This is a genomic window from Amphibacillus cookii (assembly GCF_016908375.1).
GTDB classification, from domain to species: domain Bacteria; phylum Bacillota; class Bacilli; order Bacillales; family Amphibacillaceae; genus Amphibacillus_C; species Amphibacillus_C cookii.
Genome location: NZ_JAFBDS010000002.1, coordinates 1 through 20,193, shown reverse-complemented (window position 1 = coordinate 20,193; position 20,193 = coordinate 1). Strand labels below are relative to the sequence as shown.

Below are 20,193 nucleotides of genomic sequence, written 5' to 3'. Positions count from 1 at the left end.
CATTTTACGATAAATATTACAATATTGAGAGGAATGATTATTTATGGCAAAAGTCGTGTATAACAAAGATATTCAAGAGGATGTACTAAAAGGAAAGAAAATCGCAATTATTGGTTATGGCTCACAAGGTCATGCACATGCGCTTAACTTAAAAGAAAGTGGGTTTGATGTTGTCGTTGGTTTAAGAAAAGGTAAATCATGGGATAAAGCAGTTGAGGATGGTATCGAAGTCAAAACGGTTGCAGAAGCTTCTAAAGCAGCTGATGTCATTATGATCCTTTTACCAGATGAATATCAACCCCAAATCTATCAAGAAAGTATTAAAGAACATTTATCACCCGGAAATGCTTTAGTATTTGCACATGGGTTTAACGTTCACTTCAGTCAAATTACACCACCCGAAGATGTTGATGTTTTTCTTGTTGCACCAAAAGGCCCAGGACATCTTGTCAGACGTACCTTTGAAGATGGCGCAGGTGTTCCAGCATTATACGGGATCTATCAAGATTACACCGGTAAAGCAAAAGAGATTGCCTTAGCTTATGCAAAAGGAATCGGTGCAGGTCGTGCTGGGATATTAGAAACCACTTTCCAGGAAGAAACGGAAACAGATCTTTTTGGAGAACAGGCCGTACTATGTGGTGGTGCCACAAGTCTTGTCAAAGCTGGTTTTGAGACATTAACTGAAGCAGGATACCAGCCTGAAGTTGCCTATTTTGAATGTTTACATGAACTTAAACTCATTGTTGATCTCATGTATGAAGGTGGTCTAGAAGGCATGCGTTACTCAATCTCTGACACTGCTCAATGGGGAGATTTTGTTTCTGGGCCTCGCGTGGTCAATCAAGAAACGAAAGCCCGTATGAAAGATGTATTAACAGATATTCAAACAGGTAAATTTGCCAAAGAGTGGATTCTTGAAAATCAAGCAAATCGACCACAATTTAACGCTATTAATCATGCTGAGAATAACCATTTAATTGAGAAAGTGGGGAGAGAACTTCGTGATTTAATGCCTTTCGTTAAACAAAGAGCAAATGCTAAGAAGGAAGTGATCTCTGATGACGAAAATTAAAATCTTTGATACCACCCTTCGTGATGGAGAGCAATCACCTGGTGTCAACTTAAATCAACTTGAGAAGCTAGAGATTGCCAAACAACTCGAACGATTAGGAGTTGATGTGATGGAAGCAGGATTTCCTGCTTCTTCACAAGGTGATTTTGACGCTGTAGAAAAAATAGCACAAACCATTACAAAATCAACGGTGACTGCACTAGCAAGAGCAAATAAAAAGGATATAGATCGTGCTTGGGAGGCCATTAAAGATGCGGCTAAACCTAGAATTCATGTCTTTATTGCTACCTCCCCTATCCATATGAAAGATAAATTAAAGAAAACACCTGAAGAAGTTATCGATATCGCTGTAAGTATGGTTCAATATGCTAAAACAAAATGTAAAGATGTAGAATGGTCAGCAGAAGATGCATCACGTTCTGATCTCGATTATCTCGTTACCATTATTGAAAAAGTTATTGATGCTGGTGCTACTGTCATCAACTTACCAGATACTGTAGGCTACACCACACCTAAAGAATATGGTGAAATGTTTAAATATATTAAGGCACATGTCCCTAATATCGATCGCGTCGATTTATCAACCCATTGTCATGATGATTTAGGTATGGCACTTGCTAACTCTATTGCAGGTATCCAAAATGGGGCGACTCAAGTTGAAGGAACGATAAATGGTATTGGTGAACGTGCAGGTAATGCTGCTTTAGAAGAATTAGCTGTTGCATTAGAAATACGAAAAGACTTCTACCCATTTACTACACAGTTTGTTCTAAATGAGATTAAACGCACCAGTGATTTAATTAGTAAGTTCACAGGCATGGTGGTCCCTGGTAATAAAGCTATTGTAGGGCGTAATGCCTTTGCCCACGAATCTGGTATTCATCAAGATGGCGTGCTTAAAAACGTCCAAACTTATGAAATTATTACACCAGAGTTAGTCGGTGTTCAGTCGAATAATCTTGTTTTAGGTAAACACTCAGGTCGCCACGCCTTTAAAGATAAAATTACTCAACTTGGCTTTCACTTATCAGATGACAAATTATCAGAAGCATTTCAAGCTTTTAAACAATTGACAGATCGAAAAAAAGAAGTAACCGACGATGATTTGTTTGTCATTTTAATGGATATTCAAACGGATATTACAAATCGTAAACAATATCAATTAAAATCTTTTCAAGTTCACTATGACTCTAAGCTCTCCCCTACAGCTACGGTTGCCTTAATAACCCCTACCGGAGAGGAAGTAGATGATGCTAAAACAGGTTCAGGTAGCGTTGAAGCTTTATACAATACGATTGAATCACTAATTGAAGAGTCGATTCAATTAACGGATTTCACGCTAAGCTCAATTGGAAAAGGCAAGGACGCGTTAGCTGAAGTTCATGTAAGTATGAATGTTAATCAACACGCTGTTAGTGGGCGTGGAACAGCACAAGATGTGCTCGAGGCAGCTGTCTCCGCCTTTTTAAATGCTGTCAATCGCGTGTTTATTCATGAAAAGTGAGCGAAAAGGAGGGATGTTAATGGAAAAGAAAATAGTCTTATTACCGGGAGATGGAATCGGCCCTGAAATTATGGATAGTGCAGTTGCTGTACTCGAAGCAATTGGCCAACGTTATAAACACCAATTCCATTTCAGCACAAAGCTAATCGGGGGTGCTGCCATTGACGAAGTTAATACGCCACTACCCGATCAAACCATTCAAGCAGCTGAACAAGCTGATGCCGTCCTTTTAGGAGCGGTTGGTGGTCCCAAATGGGATAATAACCCTTCTGAACTCAGACCAGAACGCGGGCTACTTAAAATTCGTAAAACCCTCGATCTTTATGCTAATTTAAGACCTGTGAAAGGATTTGAAACATTATTATCTGCTTCACCATTAAAAGAAGATATTATTAAAGACAGTGACGTATTGATCGTTAGAGAACTAACCAGTGGGTTATACTTCGGTCAACCAAGTGAACGGCGAGACAATGACCAATCTGTCGTTGACACCCTTCATTATACGCGCCACGAGATGGAACGTATTATTAAAAAAGGCTTTGAAAGCGCGCAATTACGCCGGAAAAAGTTGACATCTGTTGATAAAGCAAATGTATTAGAATCTAGTAAACTATGGCGTGAAATAGTTGAAACTGAGAAAGTGCATTTTCCCGATGTCGCGGTCGAACATATTTTAGTTGATGCAGCTGCAATGAAACTGATCACAGAGCCGAGTCGATTTGATGTTATTGTCACTGAAAATATGTTTGGTGATATTTTAAGTGATGAAGCGTCTGTTTTAACCGGATCACTTGGCATGTTACCTTCGGCTAGTTTAGCAGAAAACGGCGTTGGTCTTTATGAACCCGCACACGGCTCTGCACCTGATATTGCAGGGCTAGGAATTGCCAACCCTATTGCTATGATTTTATCAACTGCGATGATGCTTCGTTATTCATTTGCAATGAACGAAGAAGCTACAGCCATTGAGAAAGCGGTAGAAACTTGCATTAATAAAGGGCTTCATACGGCTGACTTACATGTTGATCATGGCACTAAAGTATCGACTGTTGAGATGACAGAAGCGATCATCAAAGAATTAACCATTTAAGGAGTGAATGAAATGACGAAACCAAAAACGATTATCGAAAAAATTTGGGATAAAAATGTTGTCTTTGAAGAAGCAGGTAAACCTGCTCTTCTTTATATCGATTTACATTTAGTCCATGAAGTTACATCACCTCAGGCGTTTGAAGGTTTACGTCTTAAAGGTCGCAAAGTAAGGCAACCCAAGCGAACATTCGCTACAATGGATCACAATGTCCCAACAACACATACCAATGTTATTAAAGATGAGATATCTAAACTACAAATGGACACACTTAAACAAAACTGTGATGAATTTGGAGTCCCGCTTGCTGGTATGGGACATAAACATCAAGGAATTGTTCACGTTATTGGTCCTGAATTAGGGCTAACCCAACCCGGTAAAACAATCGTTTGTGGTGACAGTCACACCTCCACACATGGGGCATTTGGTGCCCTTGCCTTTGGTATCGGGACAAGTGAAGTGGAACACGTGCTAGCAACCCAAACGATTTGGCAAGCCAAACCTAAGACACTTAATGTTAAAATAGAAGGAAAATTAGGATTAGGTGTGACCGCAAAAGACTTGGTACTAGCTCTAATTGCTAAGTACGGGGTTAATTTTGGAACAGGCTATGTTATTGAATATACTGGAGAAGCTGTCAGAAACCTTTCGATGGAAGGCCGGATGACGATTTGTAATATGTCAATTGAAGCGGGTGCTCGGGCAGGCTTAGTTAGTCCAGATCAAACGACGATTGATTTCTTAGCAGGACGCGAACATACGCCAGATGGTGAGTTGTTTGAGCAAGCAAAGAGAGATTGGTTAGCATTGGCTACTGATCACGGTGCTAGCTATGATCGAACCGTAACACTTAATGCTTCAGAAGTAGAGCCACAAGTGACTTGGGGCACGAACCCTAGTCAATGCTTACCTGTTAATGGAATCATTCCACATCCGGATCAAGCACAAGATGATAATGAGCGTAATGAAATTAAGCACGCCCTCGAATACATGGGATTAGAGCCAAATATCCCAATCACTTCTGTCCCTATTGAACATGTCTTTATTGGTTCATGTACAAATTCAAGGCTTCAAGATTTAGAACAGGCAGCAAGTGTGATAAAAGGTCGAAAAGTCAATCAAGGCGTTAATGCTATTGTTGTACCGGGCTCTCAAACAGTTAAACAAAAAGCCGAAGAAAAAGGACTTGATAAACTATTTATTGAAGCGGGTTTTGAGTGGCGAGAACCAGGTTGCAGTATGTGTTTGGCAATGAATGGTGATATTGTTCCTCCTGGTGAACGTTGTGCTTCAACATCTAATCGTAACTTCGAAGGTAGACAAGGAACAGATGCTAGGACACACCTAGTCAGTCCAGAAATGGCAACCGCTGCTGCTATTGCAGGACATTTTGTTGATGTAAGAACATTTGAATTATAAATGAAGGAGGAATTGCGATATGGATGCACTTAAACAACACAAAGGGCTTGTATACCCCTTAAATCGGGCAAATGTGGATACTGATCAAATTATCCCAAAGCAATTTCTAAAACGTATTTCTCGACAAGGATTTGGTCAATATCTCTTTTATAATTGGCGTTATGATGATAAAGACCACCCAAGACCTGATTTTTCACTAAATCACCCTAAGTATGAAAATGCTTCAATTCTGGTTGGTGGTGAGAACTTTGGTTGTGGATCATCTCGAGAACATGCACCTTGGGCATTAGAAGATTTCGGTTTTAAAATTATTATTGCACCTAGCTTTGCTGACATCTTCTTTAATAATTGCACAAAAAATGGTATCTTACCCGTTGTATTAAAAGAAGCAGAAACACAACAACTGATCAAAAATGCTGAAGCTGATCAGTATCACTTAACTGTTGATCTTGAAACGAAAAAAGTTTATGACAATGTTGGCTTTGAAGCTTCGTTTGAGATTGCAGATTATCCAAGACAAATGCTATTGAATGGTTGGGATGAAATATCCGTAACACTGACATACGAGGATAACATTACTGCATTTGAAAAGAACCACATTGTCTATTAAGTAAATATAAAAACTTCAACTAGCAATTATTTTAATTAAAACAAACAACCATAATCTAGACCACCAGTTGCTGTATTGGACTCGAAAGTTAACGTAACAAATCTAACTTTTTAGTGTCCTCTCATAGAGACTGGTGGTTTTGTTATGTTACTTAACTCCTATATAGCCCCCGAGATAGCCAATATCCATCTTTTTTGAATGATTAAACATATTTATTCAAACCCAAATGAACAGAATTTTCAGAAAAATATTGTTAAATAATCTTACAATTTTATACATTAAAAATTATAACTACTTTACAATCAATGTTAGGTATTGTGATAAATTATTTAAGGGGGCATTAAGGGATGAGAAATTCTAAGCGCATTTTTAAATTTTTACTATGGTTAACCTTACTAGGAGGTATCTTTTTAGTTGGCTGTGCAGACGACACTATCAGTGCTGACCCAGAAACAGATGTTGATGAAACAGACCCAGCTTCTGACACCGAAGAAGGTGACACATTAGCAACTATACTTGATCGCGGCTATGTCATTGTTGGTGGAAATAATCAACTACCTGGATTTGGTTACTTGAATTCTGATGGTGAATATGAAGGCTTTGATATTGATTTTGGTAAAACATTGGCAGCAGCTATCTTCGATGATCCTGAGGCCATTGAAGTTAGACCTTTATCGGCACAAGAACGATTTACTGCGTTACAAACAGGTGAAGTTGATGTGCTTATCCGAAATACAACTTGGACATTAGATCGTGATGTTGCTTTAGGTACTAACTTTACACCAACCACTTTTTATGATGGTCAAGGTATCATGGTTAGAAGTGATAGCGGTATAACATCGTTAGAAGAGCTTGAAGGTGCTCGAATTGGCGTTGAGACTGGAACAACAACGGAATCAAACCTAGCCGATCAGTTTAGAAAATACGGCATCACTTATGAACAAGTGCTATTCGATGACAGTGATGCTGTTGTAGAAGCTTATGAGTCTGGAAATATTGATGCGTGGACAACAGACAAATCAGGACTTGTATCACGCCAAGCAACTTTAGCCAACCCTGATCAACATATTATACTTGAAGAAAATCTATCTAAAGAGCCACTCGGCCCTACTGTTAGACATGGTGATGATCAATGGTTTGATATTGTCAAATGGGTGACACTTGCTACCATTGAGGCTGAAGAACTAGGCATTACATCTGAAAATATTGAAGACTTCCTAGGTAGTGAAGATCCTGTTGTTCGCCGCTTCATGGGTGAAGAAGGTGAATTGGGACAAATGCTTGGCATTGATGACGAATTTGCTATTCGTGTCATCACACATGTAGGAAATTACCAAGAAATTTATGACCGTAACTTAGGCCCGGATACTATCTTCAATTTGGATCGAGGTTTAAATGATTTGTACACAGACGGTGGAATTCTTTATTCGCCTCCATTCCGTTAAATATAACGAACCTCCGTGGGTGTTTTCGTTCTTCTCCCACGGGTTGCAGGTTCGTTGGCGTTAGCGTCCGTTAGCGGCCGCTTAATACCTCTTACTCTCTATTTTGAGGTGTGCGTTTTACGGACGGTTATATGTGATAACTCGCACATTAGAAGAACCTGCATGACTTTTAAGCAGGTTCTCTACATTAATAAACTAAATTGAGGTGTCTAGCTATGAGAGAATCTAAACGGGTTTCAACACCTTTTTGGCGTGATAATCGTATTTTACCTATTTTATTTCAAATTGGTTTTGCTATTTTGGTGGTGTTGTTTTTTGGTTACTTAATCAACAATGCAATAACTGGTTTAAACCGGCTTGGTATTAACTTCGGTTTTCAATTTTTACGTCGTACAGCTTCATTTAATATTTCTGAATCACTAATTGACTATCAGCCAACAGATACGTACGCTAGAGCAATGCTCGTTGGTGTACTAAATACATTAAGAATTGCTGTCATTGGTATTCTTTTAACAACGGTTCTAGGTGTTTCCGTCGGTATCGCTCGATTATCAAATAATTGGCTCGTTCGAAAGCTATCTGGTTTGTATATAGAAGTTTTCCGCAACACACCTTTATTAGTGCAAATTTTCATTTGGTATTTTGCAGTTATTCTTCCTCTTCCGCAAGTCCAAGATAGCTATTCAATGGGTCATTTTTACTTTAATAATCGTGGGATTGCTATTCCTTGGTTTACAACAAACAGTCACACATTCATCTGGGTTATCGTTTCAATTATTGGCCTGATCAGTGCGGTCATCATCTGGAAATACCAACTCAACAAGCAAATCAAGATCGGTACTAGGCGGTTTCCGGCATTCTGGGCAATAGCAACATTAATTATTAGTTTTAGCCTTGCATGGGTAGTGACACAATCAGGGCCCGTTCATATTTCGCAACCTGAATTAGGAAATTTTAACTTCAGTGGTGGTCTGCGTCTATCTGCAGAATTTTTAGCTATATTAGCAGGTCTTGTCATTTATACCGCTACTTATATTGCTGAAATTGTTCGTGCCGGTATCCAATCCGTCAATAAAGGTCAGACAGAGGCAGCACAAGCTATTGGTTTAAAGAGTTCAACGATGATGCGGTTAGTTATCTTACCACAGGCTGTCCGTATCATTATTCCACCTGTAACTAGTCAGTATCTGAACTTAACAAAAAACTCTAGCTTAGCCATCGCTGTAGGGTATCAAGAATTAGTTAGTGTCGGTAACACTTCATTGAATCAATCCGGTCATGCAATAGAAATTATTATGATCATGATTGTGGTCTATTTAACATTAAGTTTAATCACATCGTTGTTTATGAATATTTTTAACAAAAAAACACAATTGGTTGAGAGGTGATCGTCATGAGTGTCGATTTAAAATTAGTTGAGGCAAAGCAAATGATCGCCCCCCCTTCCCCATCATTTTCAATCTGGGACTGGATGCGCAAAAATTTGTTTAATACTTGGTATAATATGTTGTTAACTCTATTAGCCGGCGGATTATTAATTTCTATTGGTTACACAACATTAACTTGGGTTTTGACAGAAGCACAATGGGCGGTAATCGGTGATAACTATAAGTTATTTATGGTTGGCCAATACCCCATAACGGCATTATGGCGAATTTGGTCAGCTCTAGCCATATTGACCTTTATGTTTGGCATCTCAGCTGGTACATTTAAAGGCACAATGCTACGATTGTCCTATATTTTATCAGCCATTTATTTGATTCATATTGTCGCCCCGTTTACAGCAAACACATCTAAAATATGGTTAACGGCACAATTAGTAATGCTGGTTTTTAGCTATTTTATTGGCGCAAAAATCCCTTATAGTAAGCGCATTAACATCGTCGGCTGGGCCATCAGTATACCTATCGTATTATTATTCATTCATGGGTTTGGTATATTACCCGCGATTCGTACAAACGTATGGAATGGTCTTATGCTCACATTGATGTTAGCAGCCGTAGCCATCATTTTATCCTTTCCTATTGGGATTCTTTTAGCATTAGGACGAACAAGTAAGTTACCTGTCATAAAATATTTTTGTGTAGGTTATATTGAATTAATTCGCGGTATACCGTTAATTACAATCTTTTTTATGGCGCAAGTATTGCTTCCACTCTTTTTACCCACAGGGTTAACGATTGACAACGTAATGCGCGTCATGTTAGGAGCAACCTTCTTCACTGCTGCTTATATGGCGGAAAATGTACGTGGTGGCTTACAATCTATACCGAACGGGCAATACGAAGCTGCTAAAACGATTGGATTAAACCCTGTTCAAACCACCACCTTTATTATTTTACCACAAGCGTTACGAGCAATTATTCCAACTATTGTCGGGCAAAGTATATCGATGTTTAAAGATACGTCTCTCGTAGCAATCGTTGGGCTTGTTGATTTATTAGGCATTGCCCAATCAGTAAAATCAAATCCTGATTTTTTAGGGAGACATATGGAAGTTTACGTGTTTATTGCTTTTGTTTACTGGGTTATTGCTTATTCTATGTCCTATTCGAGTCGTCGCATTGAAAAATCATTAGGTGTTGGAGAACGTTAAATACACAAATTGACTTAATACTATTAAGGAGGCTTATTAACGATGGTACAAACACAAAGAAATATAGAGGTGGGACCTTTGCCAAAGACAAATGAAACGATTATTAAGTGTGAAGGTATAAATAAATGGTTTGGTGATATGCATGTATTAAAAGATGTGAACCTTACAATAAATAAAGGTGAAGTTCTTGTCATTTTAGGTCCATCTGGTTCTGGAAAATCAACATTCATTCGTACAATAAATGGATTAGAACCGATTCAACAAGGTCATATTGAAATTGATGGTGTTAGTTTATCACATGATTTAAAAGATATTGAAGCCATCCGCAAGGAAACAGGGATGGTGTTCCAACAGTTTAACCTCTTTCCACATATGACGATCATAAAAAACATTACTTTAGGACCAATTTGGGTAAAGAAAAAGCCAAAAGCGAAAGCTGAAAAACTCGCACGTGAATTACTGGAACGCGTTGGGATTCCCGAGCAAGCTGACAAATATCCAGGGCAATTATCGGGAGGACAACAACAACGTGTCGCCATTGCCAGAGCACTAGCTATGCAACCTGAAATTATGCTATTCGACGAACCTACGTCAGCCCTTGATCCGGAAATGATTAAAGAAGTATTAGATGTTATGAAAGAACTAGCTAGATCAGGAATGACCATGCTCTGTGTCACACACGAAATGGGGTTTGCCAGAGAAGTAGCTGATCGTATCGTCCTTTTTGACGGGGGAGAAATTATCGAAACAGGGACACCTGAAAAATTATTTGATAATCCGCAACACGAACGAACTAAACTGTTCTTGTCACAAATTTTATAGATCTGCTAATGAACGTTCACTTTTGTGTTAAGGACTATATTGATCTGAAAATCCACTTTCGGAATGTTAGACTTAGACTACCCTATCGTAGAACGACGTCTAACATTCCATTATATGGACCTCAACTCATCATTATTAATTTACTCACCTACAGTTTATAAACTATTCTCCTTTCACCATCTGCCTCAATTTATGCTGAACTCCTATACATACTGGTTAAAACGATGAAGATCATTTAGTTACTCACTTGTTCTAAACATATTTCAATTGTTATATAGCTTATTATAATAATCTTCAAGCATTCGCTTAATTGCGTAACGATCTTTAGTACTGGAAATACTTGCTTTCATCATTTGTACCCACTTATCTTTATTTTGATAAAATGTGGGAATCACTTCTTCTTGTAACACCTGATAAAGTGCCTCTAAATCATGCGCATCTAATTCAGCTTCATTATCACTTTCGAAACCGTCACCAAATTGCCAGCCATTCACCCCATGTTCACAGGCTTCTGGCCACCAACCATCTAACGTACTTAAGTTGAGTACACCATTCATTGCCGCCTTCATACCAGATGTTCCACTTGCTTCTTTAGGACGCCGTGGATTATTCAGCCAAACATCAGCACCACGGGTCAAGGCTGCACCTATCGTCATATCATAATTCTCTAAAAACACAACGGATTCAGGGTATTTCTTTGCCATCTTCACTAATGAAGCAACAATTTCTTTACCCGTATCATCTAAGGGGTGCGCTTTACCTGAAAAAACAATTTGCACTTGACCAGAGGCTAACAGTGGACCCATAATTGCTTGATTAGAAAAAATAAAGTCACTTCGTTTATAAGGTGCTGCCCGACGTGAAAAACCAATAATCATCTTGTCTTCTTTTAATCGAACACCATTGCGCTTTTCAACAAAGTCTATTAATGCTATTTTGTTAGTCAAGTGGGCTTGCCAAAGATCACCATCTGCTTCAGCTACTTGAATCATATTATCATCAACCCAAGTCGGTTTATGGATACAATTTGTAATTGCAACAATCTCTGAGCGCCCCTCAACATGTGACCACATTTTATTGGCTGTCTCACCATGGAGCTCAGCCACTGCGTTTGACATTCGTGACAGTCGCAGTGCTCCAACTGTCATGTTAAACGGCGCACCACCAATTTCAACTAATTGCTCAACCGTTAATCCATTAGCAGCCCCCATGTACAGGAGGCGCTCTATTGGATGGGACTCATTTCCTTCAACAACAGGTGTGTGTGTTGTAAAAACAATTTCTTTACGTGTTTGAGCCCACGCTTGATTAAAAGACGTACCAGCCTCGAGCTTTTCCCTCATTAGTTCAAAACCAGCAAAAAGTGCATGGCCTTCATTAAAATGATAGACATCAATATCATAACCGAGTGCTCGCAATGCACGGATACCACCAATACCTAAAACCATTTCTTGGGCAATACGCTCCTCACCAAACCAGCCATAGAGTTGACCCGTAATCCAAGTCTCTGGATTTTCTGGTAAATCAGTATCTAAAAGATATAAAGGAACATTTCCAAATCGATCGACTTTCCACACTTTACATGCAATCGGTTGTTTTCTTATCGTCACGTTTACTTTTACACCTGTATCCTCTAGAAAATCATAACCGTAGTTATGATAAGCATCATAAGGATGGCCTTCTTCATCTATGCGTTGATCGGTATATCCTTGTTTCCACTTGATACCGATACCTACCATTGGATAACCATGGTCCTTAGCACCTTTTAAGTAGTCACCAGCTAAAATTCCTAATCCACCTGCATACGTTTTCATTTTTACATCCAAGCCATACTCCATACAAAAATAAGCCACTCGTGAATTCATTAAAAATCCTCCTTAGTGAAATTTTACAGGGTTATGCATGATCAAAGATGAAACTATAGGTATTCGGTTTATACCTCCCTACATATATTTTACTAAATATTTCAATCAATTACTAGTAAAAAGAAAACGGTTGCGCAATAATTTTAGATCTATAGCCATTTATCACAGATAACCCATCCGAAAAACCCGCACCTCAAAATAGAGAGTAAAGCAAATCGATTGAGGTGGTATGGCCTGATTCACTAAACGAACTTGTAATCAGTGGAAGAAAAATGAAAATGCTCACTGATTGAAGGTTCGATTTATATCGAAAATTTGACAGTTTTTGTGGCTTTACTTATATGGTATACATTTTTACTTTCCTATTTCCCACTTTATTTTTCCTATAAGAAACATAAAAATGGTTTTGACTTTTAGCAAAAAATCAAAACCATTTTAAATAAGTTTAATTCAATTTATACTTTGTTATAAGATCGTGTTAATCATTTAAAAATTTAACACAAACAGATTCTGGCGCAATCATACCCGGTTGAACTAACGTCAATTTGCCTGTTTGTTGATCACGGCTAAACAATGTTAACGTCCCAGACTTCTGATTCGATGCTACGAGATAGCGATTATCAGGTGTTAACACAAAATCACGCGGCCAGTCACCTTCTGTAGCTTTCCATTCTACCAGAGAAAGCTTATGGTCAGCTTCTACTTTGAACAAAGCGATACTATTATGTCCTCTATTTGCAACGTATACAAATTGTCCATCATTACTTATATGGATTGCACTTCCATCATTAACGGTTTGATGATGAGGAGGAATTGCTTTAATCTTATCCACTTGCTTGAACTCCCCTGTTTGTGCATTATAGCTTAATGTTAATACTTCTGAAGATAGTTCTGTCATGACATAAGCATACTGACCGTTTGGTGCAAAGACAATATGTCGTGGACCACTTCCCTCTGGCGCATTGAAAACCTGTTGTTTGGTTAATTTACCATGATCAATTGCATAACTTGTAATGGTATCACTACCTAAGTCTATTGCAATAACATACTTTTCATCTGGGCTAAAACCAGCATAGTGCATATGTGGTTTTTCTTGACGCTCATGAGGCCCACTCCCGTCGTGTTCAGCAATATCAGCGACCTCTTTTAAAGAACCATCTGCATTTGTTAAGTAAGAAACAATTTGCTTTGTATGATAGTTAGCCGTCACAACGACTGAATTATCACTTTTTACACTCACATGACATGGTGGAGATCCCCCTTGTGCTAAGCTATTCAGCTTTTTTAATTCATGTGTTGCTGAATCAATTGAGAATGCGGTTACACCGCCGTTATCACCCTCTTTTGATACCGCATATAAGAAATTATTGTCACGTGAAACCGTAACATATGTAGGGTTATCAAGTTTAGCCACTGGACTTACTTCTGTAATAAAGGGTTGTTCTAAATCTAACGTAAATTTATAAACCCCTTCACTTTCTGATTTTGTGTATGTTCCAACGTATCCCGTTAATTGCTTTGTCAAAGTAAACACACTCCTCTGCTTTTATCTTGTTCTTACGTCATTATAACAGAATTTAATAGTTGTCACTATTGATATGTTTGTTAAAACCGAATTTTCAGACAGTTAAAGTAAATGTTTATTGCCTTTGTTAGTTAAAATGCTGTCTTACAGACGGTTATCAGTGATAAAAACCCCTTATATATAAATATAAGGGGTTCCTTCTATCGATTAATTAGATTTCATTGGATTTTTAAACATTTGGGTCATTTGTTGAAAAGGATGGAAATTTCCATTACGTCTCATGCTGTAGTAAGTAGCAGCACCTACGCCAATAGAAGCAATAATTGGAATTATCATATTTCTTTGATTCATCACCCATCACCTCCCTGACCATAGCTTACCCCAAATTTCAATCACTATTGACAGAAAAAACTGCTAATTACCTTTATTATAGACCTGTCTTAATTGTTTTCTAGCACGGTGCAAACGTGTCTTTACTGCCGAATGTGAGATATTTAATCGCTCAGCAATGGCTTCATCTTTATAATCAAAGCGTAATTTTAGTTCTAAAACAGCTTGCAAATTAGGCGGTAATTGCTGCATAGCATGTTTAATTTCTTCAAATTCTAAATTCAAATCAAATTGATTTTGAACACAATTGTCAGTGTAACAATAATCATGGCCAACCTCTAATTCCTGTTCTATCGATAACGTCACATATTTATTTTCTTTTCGCAAGTAATCGATTGCCGTTCGTATAACAATCGTTCGTAACCACGCGCGTCGTTTAGAACCATCACTAAGATGGGCATAATTATTGTATGCTTTTATATAGGCTTCTTGAACAACATCTTCGGCACTAAAATGCTGATGAACCACTCTTTTTGCAGTATAATACATCTCATTGTAATGTGAATGAAAGTATTCATCAAAATCTGGTATAACCTGCTGATCTAATACCGCATACATCCCTTATAGCATCTCCTTTTTAATTGAAATATTCATATACAAAGCTTGGCACATTCTCCGAGTCACTAAAAAAGACATAAGGAAAATTATTTCCTTTTAAGTAAATAGCCGCCATATATTCTTCCTCATCGTACTCCCCATACATATGGTCTAAAATAAATTCAAGCTGATCATCATCAGTAATTGTCATTTTATCCTGTTCAGGAAGAACACGTTCAAATAATTCTTCATCTGAATAATTATAGTAATCCTCTGTAAACTTAGCGAAAATGACTGTTTCAATATCATCAATTGTTAACATTACTTGATTATACAGACCTTCTTGCTCCAGCCATGAAATGACACCCTCGTATTTAGGGGTTAAATTTAAATAGATGCTTCCTTGATTCGAAAGATGAATTTCCGCCTCTGTCATGAATCCACCTTCTTGAATCGGTAAATTCAAAATATCTTCACGATAACGATTAATTAATTCTACAACTTGCTCTCGATCACTAATAACAAGTTGTTTGTAGTCATAATTATTTGTGAAAGTCAACTTATAAGCGCTAGCTTCATCAATCCTAAAGATCGGCTCTGAATATTTTTTATAGGTTTCAGTTTGCATTAAGTTATGAAGTAGTGGGTAATCAGCTACATCCCCTGTTATATAATACTCTCTTACGAATGTCCTTCCATTTTTCAATTGATAACGGATCGTTAATCCCATACGGTCAGCATAAAGGAAGTTACCTCGATCAGCTTGATCGATGAGTTCCTGATGTAGCTTTTGTACGGCTTCAATATCATCTAATGTGGTAAAACCTTGCTCTTCTCCATAAAGTTGCTCTCTTTCAACAAAACCATACATATCATCAATCACATATACCGATTCAATGTTTTCAGTTTTAGGAATGCGATTCTCAAATCCCGTTAAATCAAACAGAATAACTAATATTAGACAAGTGAAACCAATAATAAAATAGCCGTATTCACGCCACGTGGTAAATACACGCCACGATTTTTGTACTATCATTTGGCTAACAAAATAGCCAATAAGTGAAAAGATAACATAGCCAATAATGATCCATTGATAAGCTTGTTGAATAAAACCAAAATAAAAGCCCCCAATTAACGTAAAACAAAAAGTAAAGCTATAAATGAAGATCGGTTTTAATTTTTTAAAAGCAATCGCTTGACTAGCTGCTTCAACAGGGCGTTTTCTATATAACAATAAGGCAAATAGTATTAAAATGACTGTTAAAACAATATAAGCTACTAACTTAAAAGTGGTCGCCTTATCAAACATGAATAAATTTCCTAAATCTGTTATTGGGGAAAAGTGAGCAATTCTATCATCGATAAAATAAGACTCTGGAATACCAATCATACCGAAATTCAAGTTAAAAATTACAAGCGTTGTAAAACCTACAGGAAAAAACAGGAAAACATATGTGAAAATACCTTGAATTATTGAAATCCCTGTTATCATACCAATCACTATACTAACGCTAAACACAAACGAAAGGATAATGATCGTCAAACTAAGCCAGTAAAACAAATGATTAATAGTAAAAAAGTGACTGACATCTAAAAAGTTATAAATAATACCAAGTAAGATTCCATTAAGTACAATTGGCAACCATAAAGCGACTAAGCCGAACCCGATTTGTTGCCAGAACAATTTTGAACGGGTAATCGGCAAACTATGGATAAAATCACTTGCATCTTTTTGATGTAAATAACGCAAAATAAACATAGCCATAAAGACAGGAGCAGCAAACAACATTAAGATCTGAATCACTTCACTAAATTGGAAGAGAGGCTGTTCGAAATAAATGTCATAGTAAGCATCCTCGATATCTAATTTCATAAGAATATTCAATACAACAGCTAGAAGGATTGTGACAAAATAGACTAAGCTAATCCAACCCACTTGTCTAAAGTTTTGTTTCATCATTTCATGGTTATACCAAGATGTTTTCGATCGCATAGCCCACACCCTCCATTTCATATACAAATATTTCCTCAAGCGTTAGTGGCAATCGATCATAAACAAGTGGATTTGCTTGCTCAATTACCTGATCAACTTGATCTTGATTACCTTTTACAATAATCAAATGAACACTTCCTCTTTCCTCGCGATGCAACACCGTGAATGCATCAAAAAGGGGTTCTGGTATATCATGTTTAAAGGCAACTTGAATTTTATGGATATCGGATTTCAAATCGTCTAAGTCTTTCTCCAAAATGAACTGTCCATGATGTAAAATGCCAATATGGTCACAAATATCTTCTACCTCTCTTAAATTATGTGAAGAGACAATGACTGTCATTGCTCGTTCAGCTACATCATTTATAATTAAATTTTTAATTTTTTTCCTTACAACAGCATCCAGACCATCAAACGGTTCATCTAAAATTAAATAATCAGGCATCGTACTTAAAGCTAACCAAAAGGAAACCTGACGTTGCATGCCTTTTGAAAATTGATGAACTTTCGCATTGATATCAAGATTTAAAATTTGCTGTAAATGTAAAAAGCGCTGTTGATTCCATTCCGGATAAATTTCAGCATAAAATTCCGCCATTTGTTTTACCGTATAATGTGAGAAGAAATAAGGCTGATCCGGGATGAAAATAAGCCGCTGTTTCGTTAGCACATGTTCAAAAACGGGTGCCTGATCAATACTAATTGAGCCTTTATCTTGTTTAAATATACCTGATAGCACTTTAAGCAGTGTTGTCTTTCCAGCGCCATTGGATCCTAACAAACCATAAATTGACCCTTTATTTACAGTTAAATTCACGCCTTTTAACACCTGTTTTTTTCCAAAAGCCTTACCTATTTCTTGGACGTGGATCATTATTTTTCTCCCCCTTCTACTTCAACAATAATTTGATCAATCATCTTTATGACTTCTTGTTTTGTTAATCCCAAAAAAATTGCTTCACTTAATAACTTCTTCAATTCCTCTTTAAGTGTGGTTAACGTTGCTTGGTTTTCTTGTTCAATGATTGGAGCAACAAAGCTTCCTTTGCCCTTTATTGAATATATATATCCTTGAACTTCTAGCTCTCGATACGCTTTTTGAATCGTATTAGGATTAATCGTTAATTGTTGTGCTAATGTACGTACAGAAGGGAGCTTTTCATCTGTCGCTAATACTTGATTAATGATTAACGTTTTAAATTTATTAACAAGTTGCTGATAAATGGGTTCGCGACTTCTTAGATCTAATTCAAACATAGTAACCTCCCTTCCTTCTGTACTAACCGTATTAGTTTATGTAGTACAGTTAGATCATACTCCTCTTTTTTTTATTTGTAAAGACCTATTTTATTTTTTACTTATCATAATTTAGTGGATTTCATAATAGCTTGAGCTAACGCTAAACACGAATATTAATATATAAATATATCTAAGAAGAAGTGCGTTGACGCGCTCCGTCAATCAATGAACTCGCTTTCACCCAAGGGCACGAAAGCTACATACATTTTCCTCCTAACGTCGTAAAATGTTGTAGCTCTAGCCTGAGGCATCGCCTCAGCTAACTTGCGTAGAGCAAAAACACGCTACGCAAGTGGATCTTCGACTGATGCTGTCCTAAAGGCGTCTCGTCCATTGTTTCCTCCGCTTATTATAGTATCTCTTTTCTTCAATTTAATTTTCGCACAAAAAAACTATAAATAACTATGTCGTCGTATTTGTTTGTAAATATGCGAATTATGAAAATGATTCCGTTAAATATTAATTTTTATCTTTCGTGCGAATTTACGAACTTTTCATGCGAACGCACCGAAAAAAACCTAAGCGATAATCGCTTAGGTTTACTTAAAACGTTCTTCATACCAATGTTTAGCTGCGAGTACTTCAGTGCGTGTTAATTGATGACCATTCTCTTCCCAATGCACAGTCACTTCAGCCTCTTGGCTCCTCAATAACTGTTCCAAATCTGTTGATTCTTGCTTCGGACAAATCGGATCATTTACACCAGCACCAATAAATATTGGAAGTTGTGGTTGTGGAGGCAACGTTATTCCTCTTCTTGGTACCATGGGGTGATGCAGAATAGCAGCTTTTAAGGGGTGCTTATAATGAAATAATAAACTACCTGCTATATTTGCACCATTTGAATAGCCAATGGCAATCACGTTATCTCGGTCAAACTTATACGTTTCACTTGCTTCCGATAAATAATCATACAGATGCTCTGTTTGTTTAATTAAATCTTCTTCGTCAAACACACCTTCTGCCAAGCGTCTAAAAAATCTCGGCATCCCATTCTCTACGATATTTCCTCTTAAGCTCAGTATGTTGGCATCAGGATCAATCATTTCAGCGATAGGGATAAGATCCTCTTCTGAACCTCCCGTTCCATGTAACAATAAAAGCGTAGGTTTGTTTGGATTCCCTTTACGAAATATATGCTTCATTCGGTTCACTTCACCTCTTTTATTTTGAATTCAAGATAATTATATCAGCTTCAATTACGTGAGGTCAACGATAGCAACTTACCCCTAATAGTAAACACCTCTATATAATCCTAACGCATCATATTATTTACCATTTATAAGGTTTCCACAAAAGGCCATCCGTACTCATTTCTACTGAGTAAACAGAGGGTTTAATAACTAAACATTCGGGAAAGATAATTTATATAAGTGTTAATTTAATTGACGCATAACAACGATGTATAGCCACAATATCATAATAAGAAAAGTAACTGAACCGACGATACCATTCTTCAATGATCTAGAAAAGCGATTAGGTATTAAATACAACAAAATCGTAGTAGCGGTAATCGTTAATATAATAATTAATAATAAATAAATAAAGACACCCAGTAAATTATTAAATGGTGATTGTAATGCATTTCTTAACAGTTCCATAATTTTTCACCTCAAGAGTCGACCGACAAAAGTATTGATACTACACATTATAATAAAGGATTTCTTAATATTTCACAACTTTATCTTTCCTTTAAGCATAGTTTTTTGAAATTTCTAAAAAAAGGTGGCGATAACATGAAACAACTATCAGATGACTTGTTACTTGAAGCTTATTATGCAGCGCTTGATCTTCAACTCGACCAAAGGTTTATTGCATTGTTATTGTCAGAGCTACACACAAGACAGCTAAGATTTAATTAAATATGAGGCCGGGACATAACAAAAATATGCTCTCCAAATACGAATGATGTTAGCAGGTGTAGGTTCATCACATACCCGCAGAGGAAATATACTCCCTTTCTGCGGGCACGGCTTCGGGCCTACAGGATGTAGGTCAATTAGACGTTGTCACACGAGGTGAC

19 protein-coding genes are annotated in these 20,193 nt (G+C 37.3%); 10 read left to right on the top strand and 9 right to left on the bottom strand.

The annotated features are described in order from the left end of the window. The first annotated feature begins 43 nt into the window (after window positions 1-43). From ilvC to JOE23_RS03115, 9 genes are all read left to right on the top strand, one after another. On the top strand, window positions 44-1,075 hold the full coding sequence (gene ilvC, locus JOE23_RS03155) for a ketol-acid reductoisomerase (protein WP_204435850.1): 1,032 nt from the start codon (window positions 44-46) through the stop codon (window positions 1,073-1,075). Beyond that, window positions 1,062-2,579 (top strand): 2-isopropylmalate synthase, encoded by a 1,518-nt coding sequence (locus JOE23_RS03150; protein WP_204435849.1) that lies wholly within the window; start codon window positions 1,062-1,064, stop codon window positions 2,577-2,579. The genes ilvC and JOE23_RS03150 overlap by 14 nt, the downstream gene beginning before the upstream one ends. Before the next feature lie 19 nt (window positions 2,580-2,598). Beyond that, the gene (gene leuB / locus JOE23_RS03145) at window positions 2,599-3,669 is read left to right on the top strand and encodes a 3-isopropylmalate dehydrogenase (protein WP_204435848.1); all 1,071 of its coding nucleotides are present in this window, start codon (window positions 2,599-2,601) and stop codon (window positions 3,667-3,669) included. Between the two features lie 12 nt (window positions 3,670-3,681). Next, window positions 3,682-5,088 carry a 3-isopropylmalate dehydratase large subunit gene (leuC, locus tag JOE23_RS03140; RefSeq protein ID WP_204435847.1) on the top strand — a complete coding sequence of 469 codons (1,407 nt, stop codon included), beginning with the start codon at window positions 3,682-3,684 and terminating at the stop codon, window positions 5,086-5,088. 19 nt (window positions 5,089-5,107) lie between these two features. Further along, window positions 5,108-5,698: a 3-isopropylmalate dehydratase small subunit gene (gene leuD, locus JOE23_RS03135; protein ID WP_204435846.1), complete on the top strand. Its 591-nt coding sequence runs from the start codon at window positions 5,108-5,110 to the stop codon at window positions 5,696-5,698. Window positions 5,699-6,045: 347 nt separating this feature from the next. Further along, the gene (locus tag JOE23_RS03130; RefSeq protein WP_204435845.1) at window positions 6,046-7,143 is read left to right on the top strand and encodes an amino acid ABC transporter substrate-binding protein; all 1,098 of its coding nucleotides are present in this window, start codon (window positions 6,046-6,048) and stop codon (window positions 7,141-7,143) included. A 215-nt stretch (window positions 7,144-7,358) separates the two neighbouring features. Continuing rightward, complete coding sequence (locus JOE23_RS03125; protein WP_204435844.1) at window positions 7,359-8,531, top strand: amino acid ABC transporter permease; 1,173 nt, start codon at window positions 7,359-7,361, stop codon at window positions 8,529-8,531. A 5-nt stretch (window positions 8,532-8,536) separates the two neighbouring features. After that, on the top strand, window positions 8,537-9,739 hold the full coding sequence (locus JOE23_RS03120; protein ID WP_204435843.1) for an amino acid ABC transporter permease: 1,203 nt from the start codon (window positions 8,537-8,539) through the stop codon (window positions 9,737-9,739). A 42-nt stretch (window positions 9,740-9,781) separates the two neighbouring features. After that, the gene (locus JOE23_RS03115) at window positions 9,782-10,561 is read left to right on the top strand and encodes an amino acid ABC transporter ATP-binding protein (RefSeq protein WP_239585253.1); all 780 of its coding nucleotides are present in this window, start codon (window positions 9,782-9,784) and stop codon (window positions 10,559-10,561) included. A gap of 263 nt (window positions 10,562-10,824) precedes the next feature. Here the strand turns inward: JOE23_RS03115 and glgP are convergent, their stop codons facing one another. The 9 genes from glgP to JOE23_RS03070 all read right to left on the bottom strand — a co-directional run bounded on the left by glgP (window position 10,825) and on the right by JOE23_RS03070 (window position 19,771). Further along, window positions 10,825-12,426 carry an alpha-glucan family phosphorylase gene (gene glgP, locus JOE23_RS03110; RefSeq protein ID WP_204435842.1) on the bottom strand — a complete coding sequence of 534 codons (1,602 nt, stop codon included), beginning with the start codon at window positions 12,424-12,426 and terminating at the stop codon, window positions 10,825-10,827. 478 nt (window positions 12,427-12,904) lie between these two features. After that, a complete protein-coding gene (locus JOE23_RS03105; RefSeq protein WP_204435841.1) occupies window positions 12,905-13,951 on the bottom strand; it encodes a lactonase family protein in 1,047 nt (348 codons plus the stop codon). Between the two features lie 207 nt (window positions 13,952-14,158). Continuing rightward, window positions 14,159-14,302 (bottom strand): hypothetical protein, encoded by a 144-nt coding sequence (locus JOE23_RS03100; protein WP_204435840.1) that lies wholly within the window; start codon window positions 14,300-14,302, stop codon window positions 14,159-14,161. A 63-nt stretch (window positions 14,303-14,365) separates the two neighbouring features. Beyond that, window positions 14,366-14,899 (bottom strand): RNA polymerase sigma factor, encoded by a 534-nt coding sequence (locus tag JOE23_RS03095; protein WP_204435839.1) that lies wholly within the window; start codon window positions 14,897-14,899, stop codon window positions 14,366-14,368. Window positions 14,900-14,918: 19 nt separating this feature from the next. Next, on the bottom strand, window positions 14,919-16,871 hold the full coding sequence (locus JOE23_RS03090) for a DUF6449 domain-containing protein (protein WP_204435838.1): 1,953 nt from the start codon (window positions 16,869-16,871) through the stop codon (window positions 14,919-14,921). Next, complete coding sequence (locus JOE23_RS03085) at window positions 16,846-17,745, bottom strand: ABC transporter ATP-binding protein (RefSeq protein ID WP_204435837.1); 900 nt, start codon at window positions 17,743-17,745, stop codon at window positions 16,846-16,848. The genes JOE23_RS03090 and JOE23_RS03085 overlap by 26 nt, the downstream gene beginning before the upstream one ends. Further along, on the bottom strand, window positions 17,745-18,128 hold the full coding sequence (locus JOE23_RS03080; RefSeq protein WP_204435836.1) for a GntR family transcriptional regulator: 384 nt from the start codon (window positions 18,126-18,128) through the stop codon (window positions 17,745-17,747). The genes JOE23_RS03085 and JOE23_RS03080 overlap by 1 nt, the downstream gene beginning before the upstream one ends. Window positions 18,129-18,709: 581 nt before the next feature. Next, a complete protein-coding gene (locus tag JOE23_RS03075) occupies window positions 18,710-19,315 on the bottom strand; it encodes an alpha/beta hydrolase (RefSeq protein ID WP_204435835.1) in 606 nt (201 codons plus the stop codon). A 231-nt stretch (window positions 19,316-19,546) separates the two neighbouring features. Next, entirely contained in the window at window positions 19,547-19,771 is a 225-nt protein-coding gene (locus tag JOE23_RS03070) for a hypothetical protein (RefSeq protein WP_204435834.1), read from the bottom strand. A 135-nt stretch (window positions 19,772-19,906) separates the two neighbouring features. On the opposite strand from JOE23_RS03070, the gene sda reads away from it, so the two are divergent. Next, window positions 19,907-20,032, top strand: a complete 126-nt coding sequence (gene sda, locus JOE23_RS03065) for a sporulation histidine kinase inhibitor Sda (RefSeq protein ID WP_204435833.1) — start codon at window positions 19,907-19,909, stop codon at window positions 20,030-20,032. Window positions 20,033-20,193: the final 161 nt, after the last annotated feature.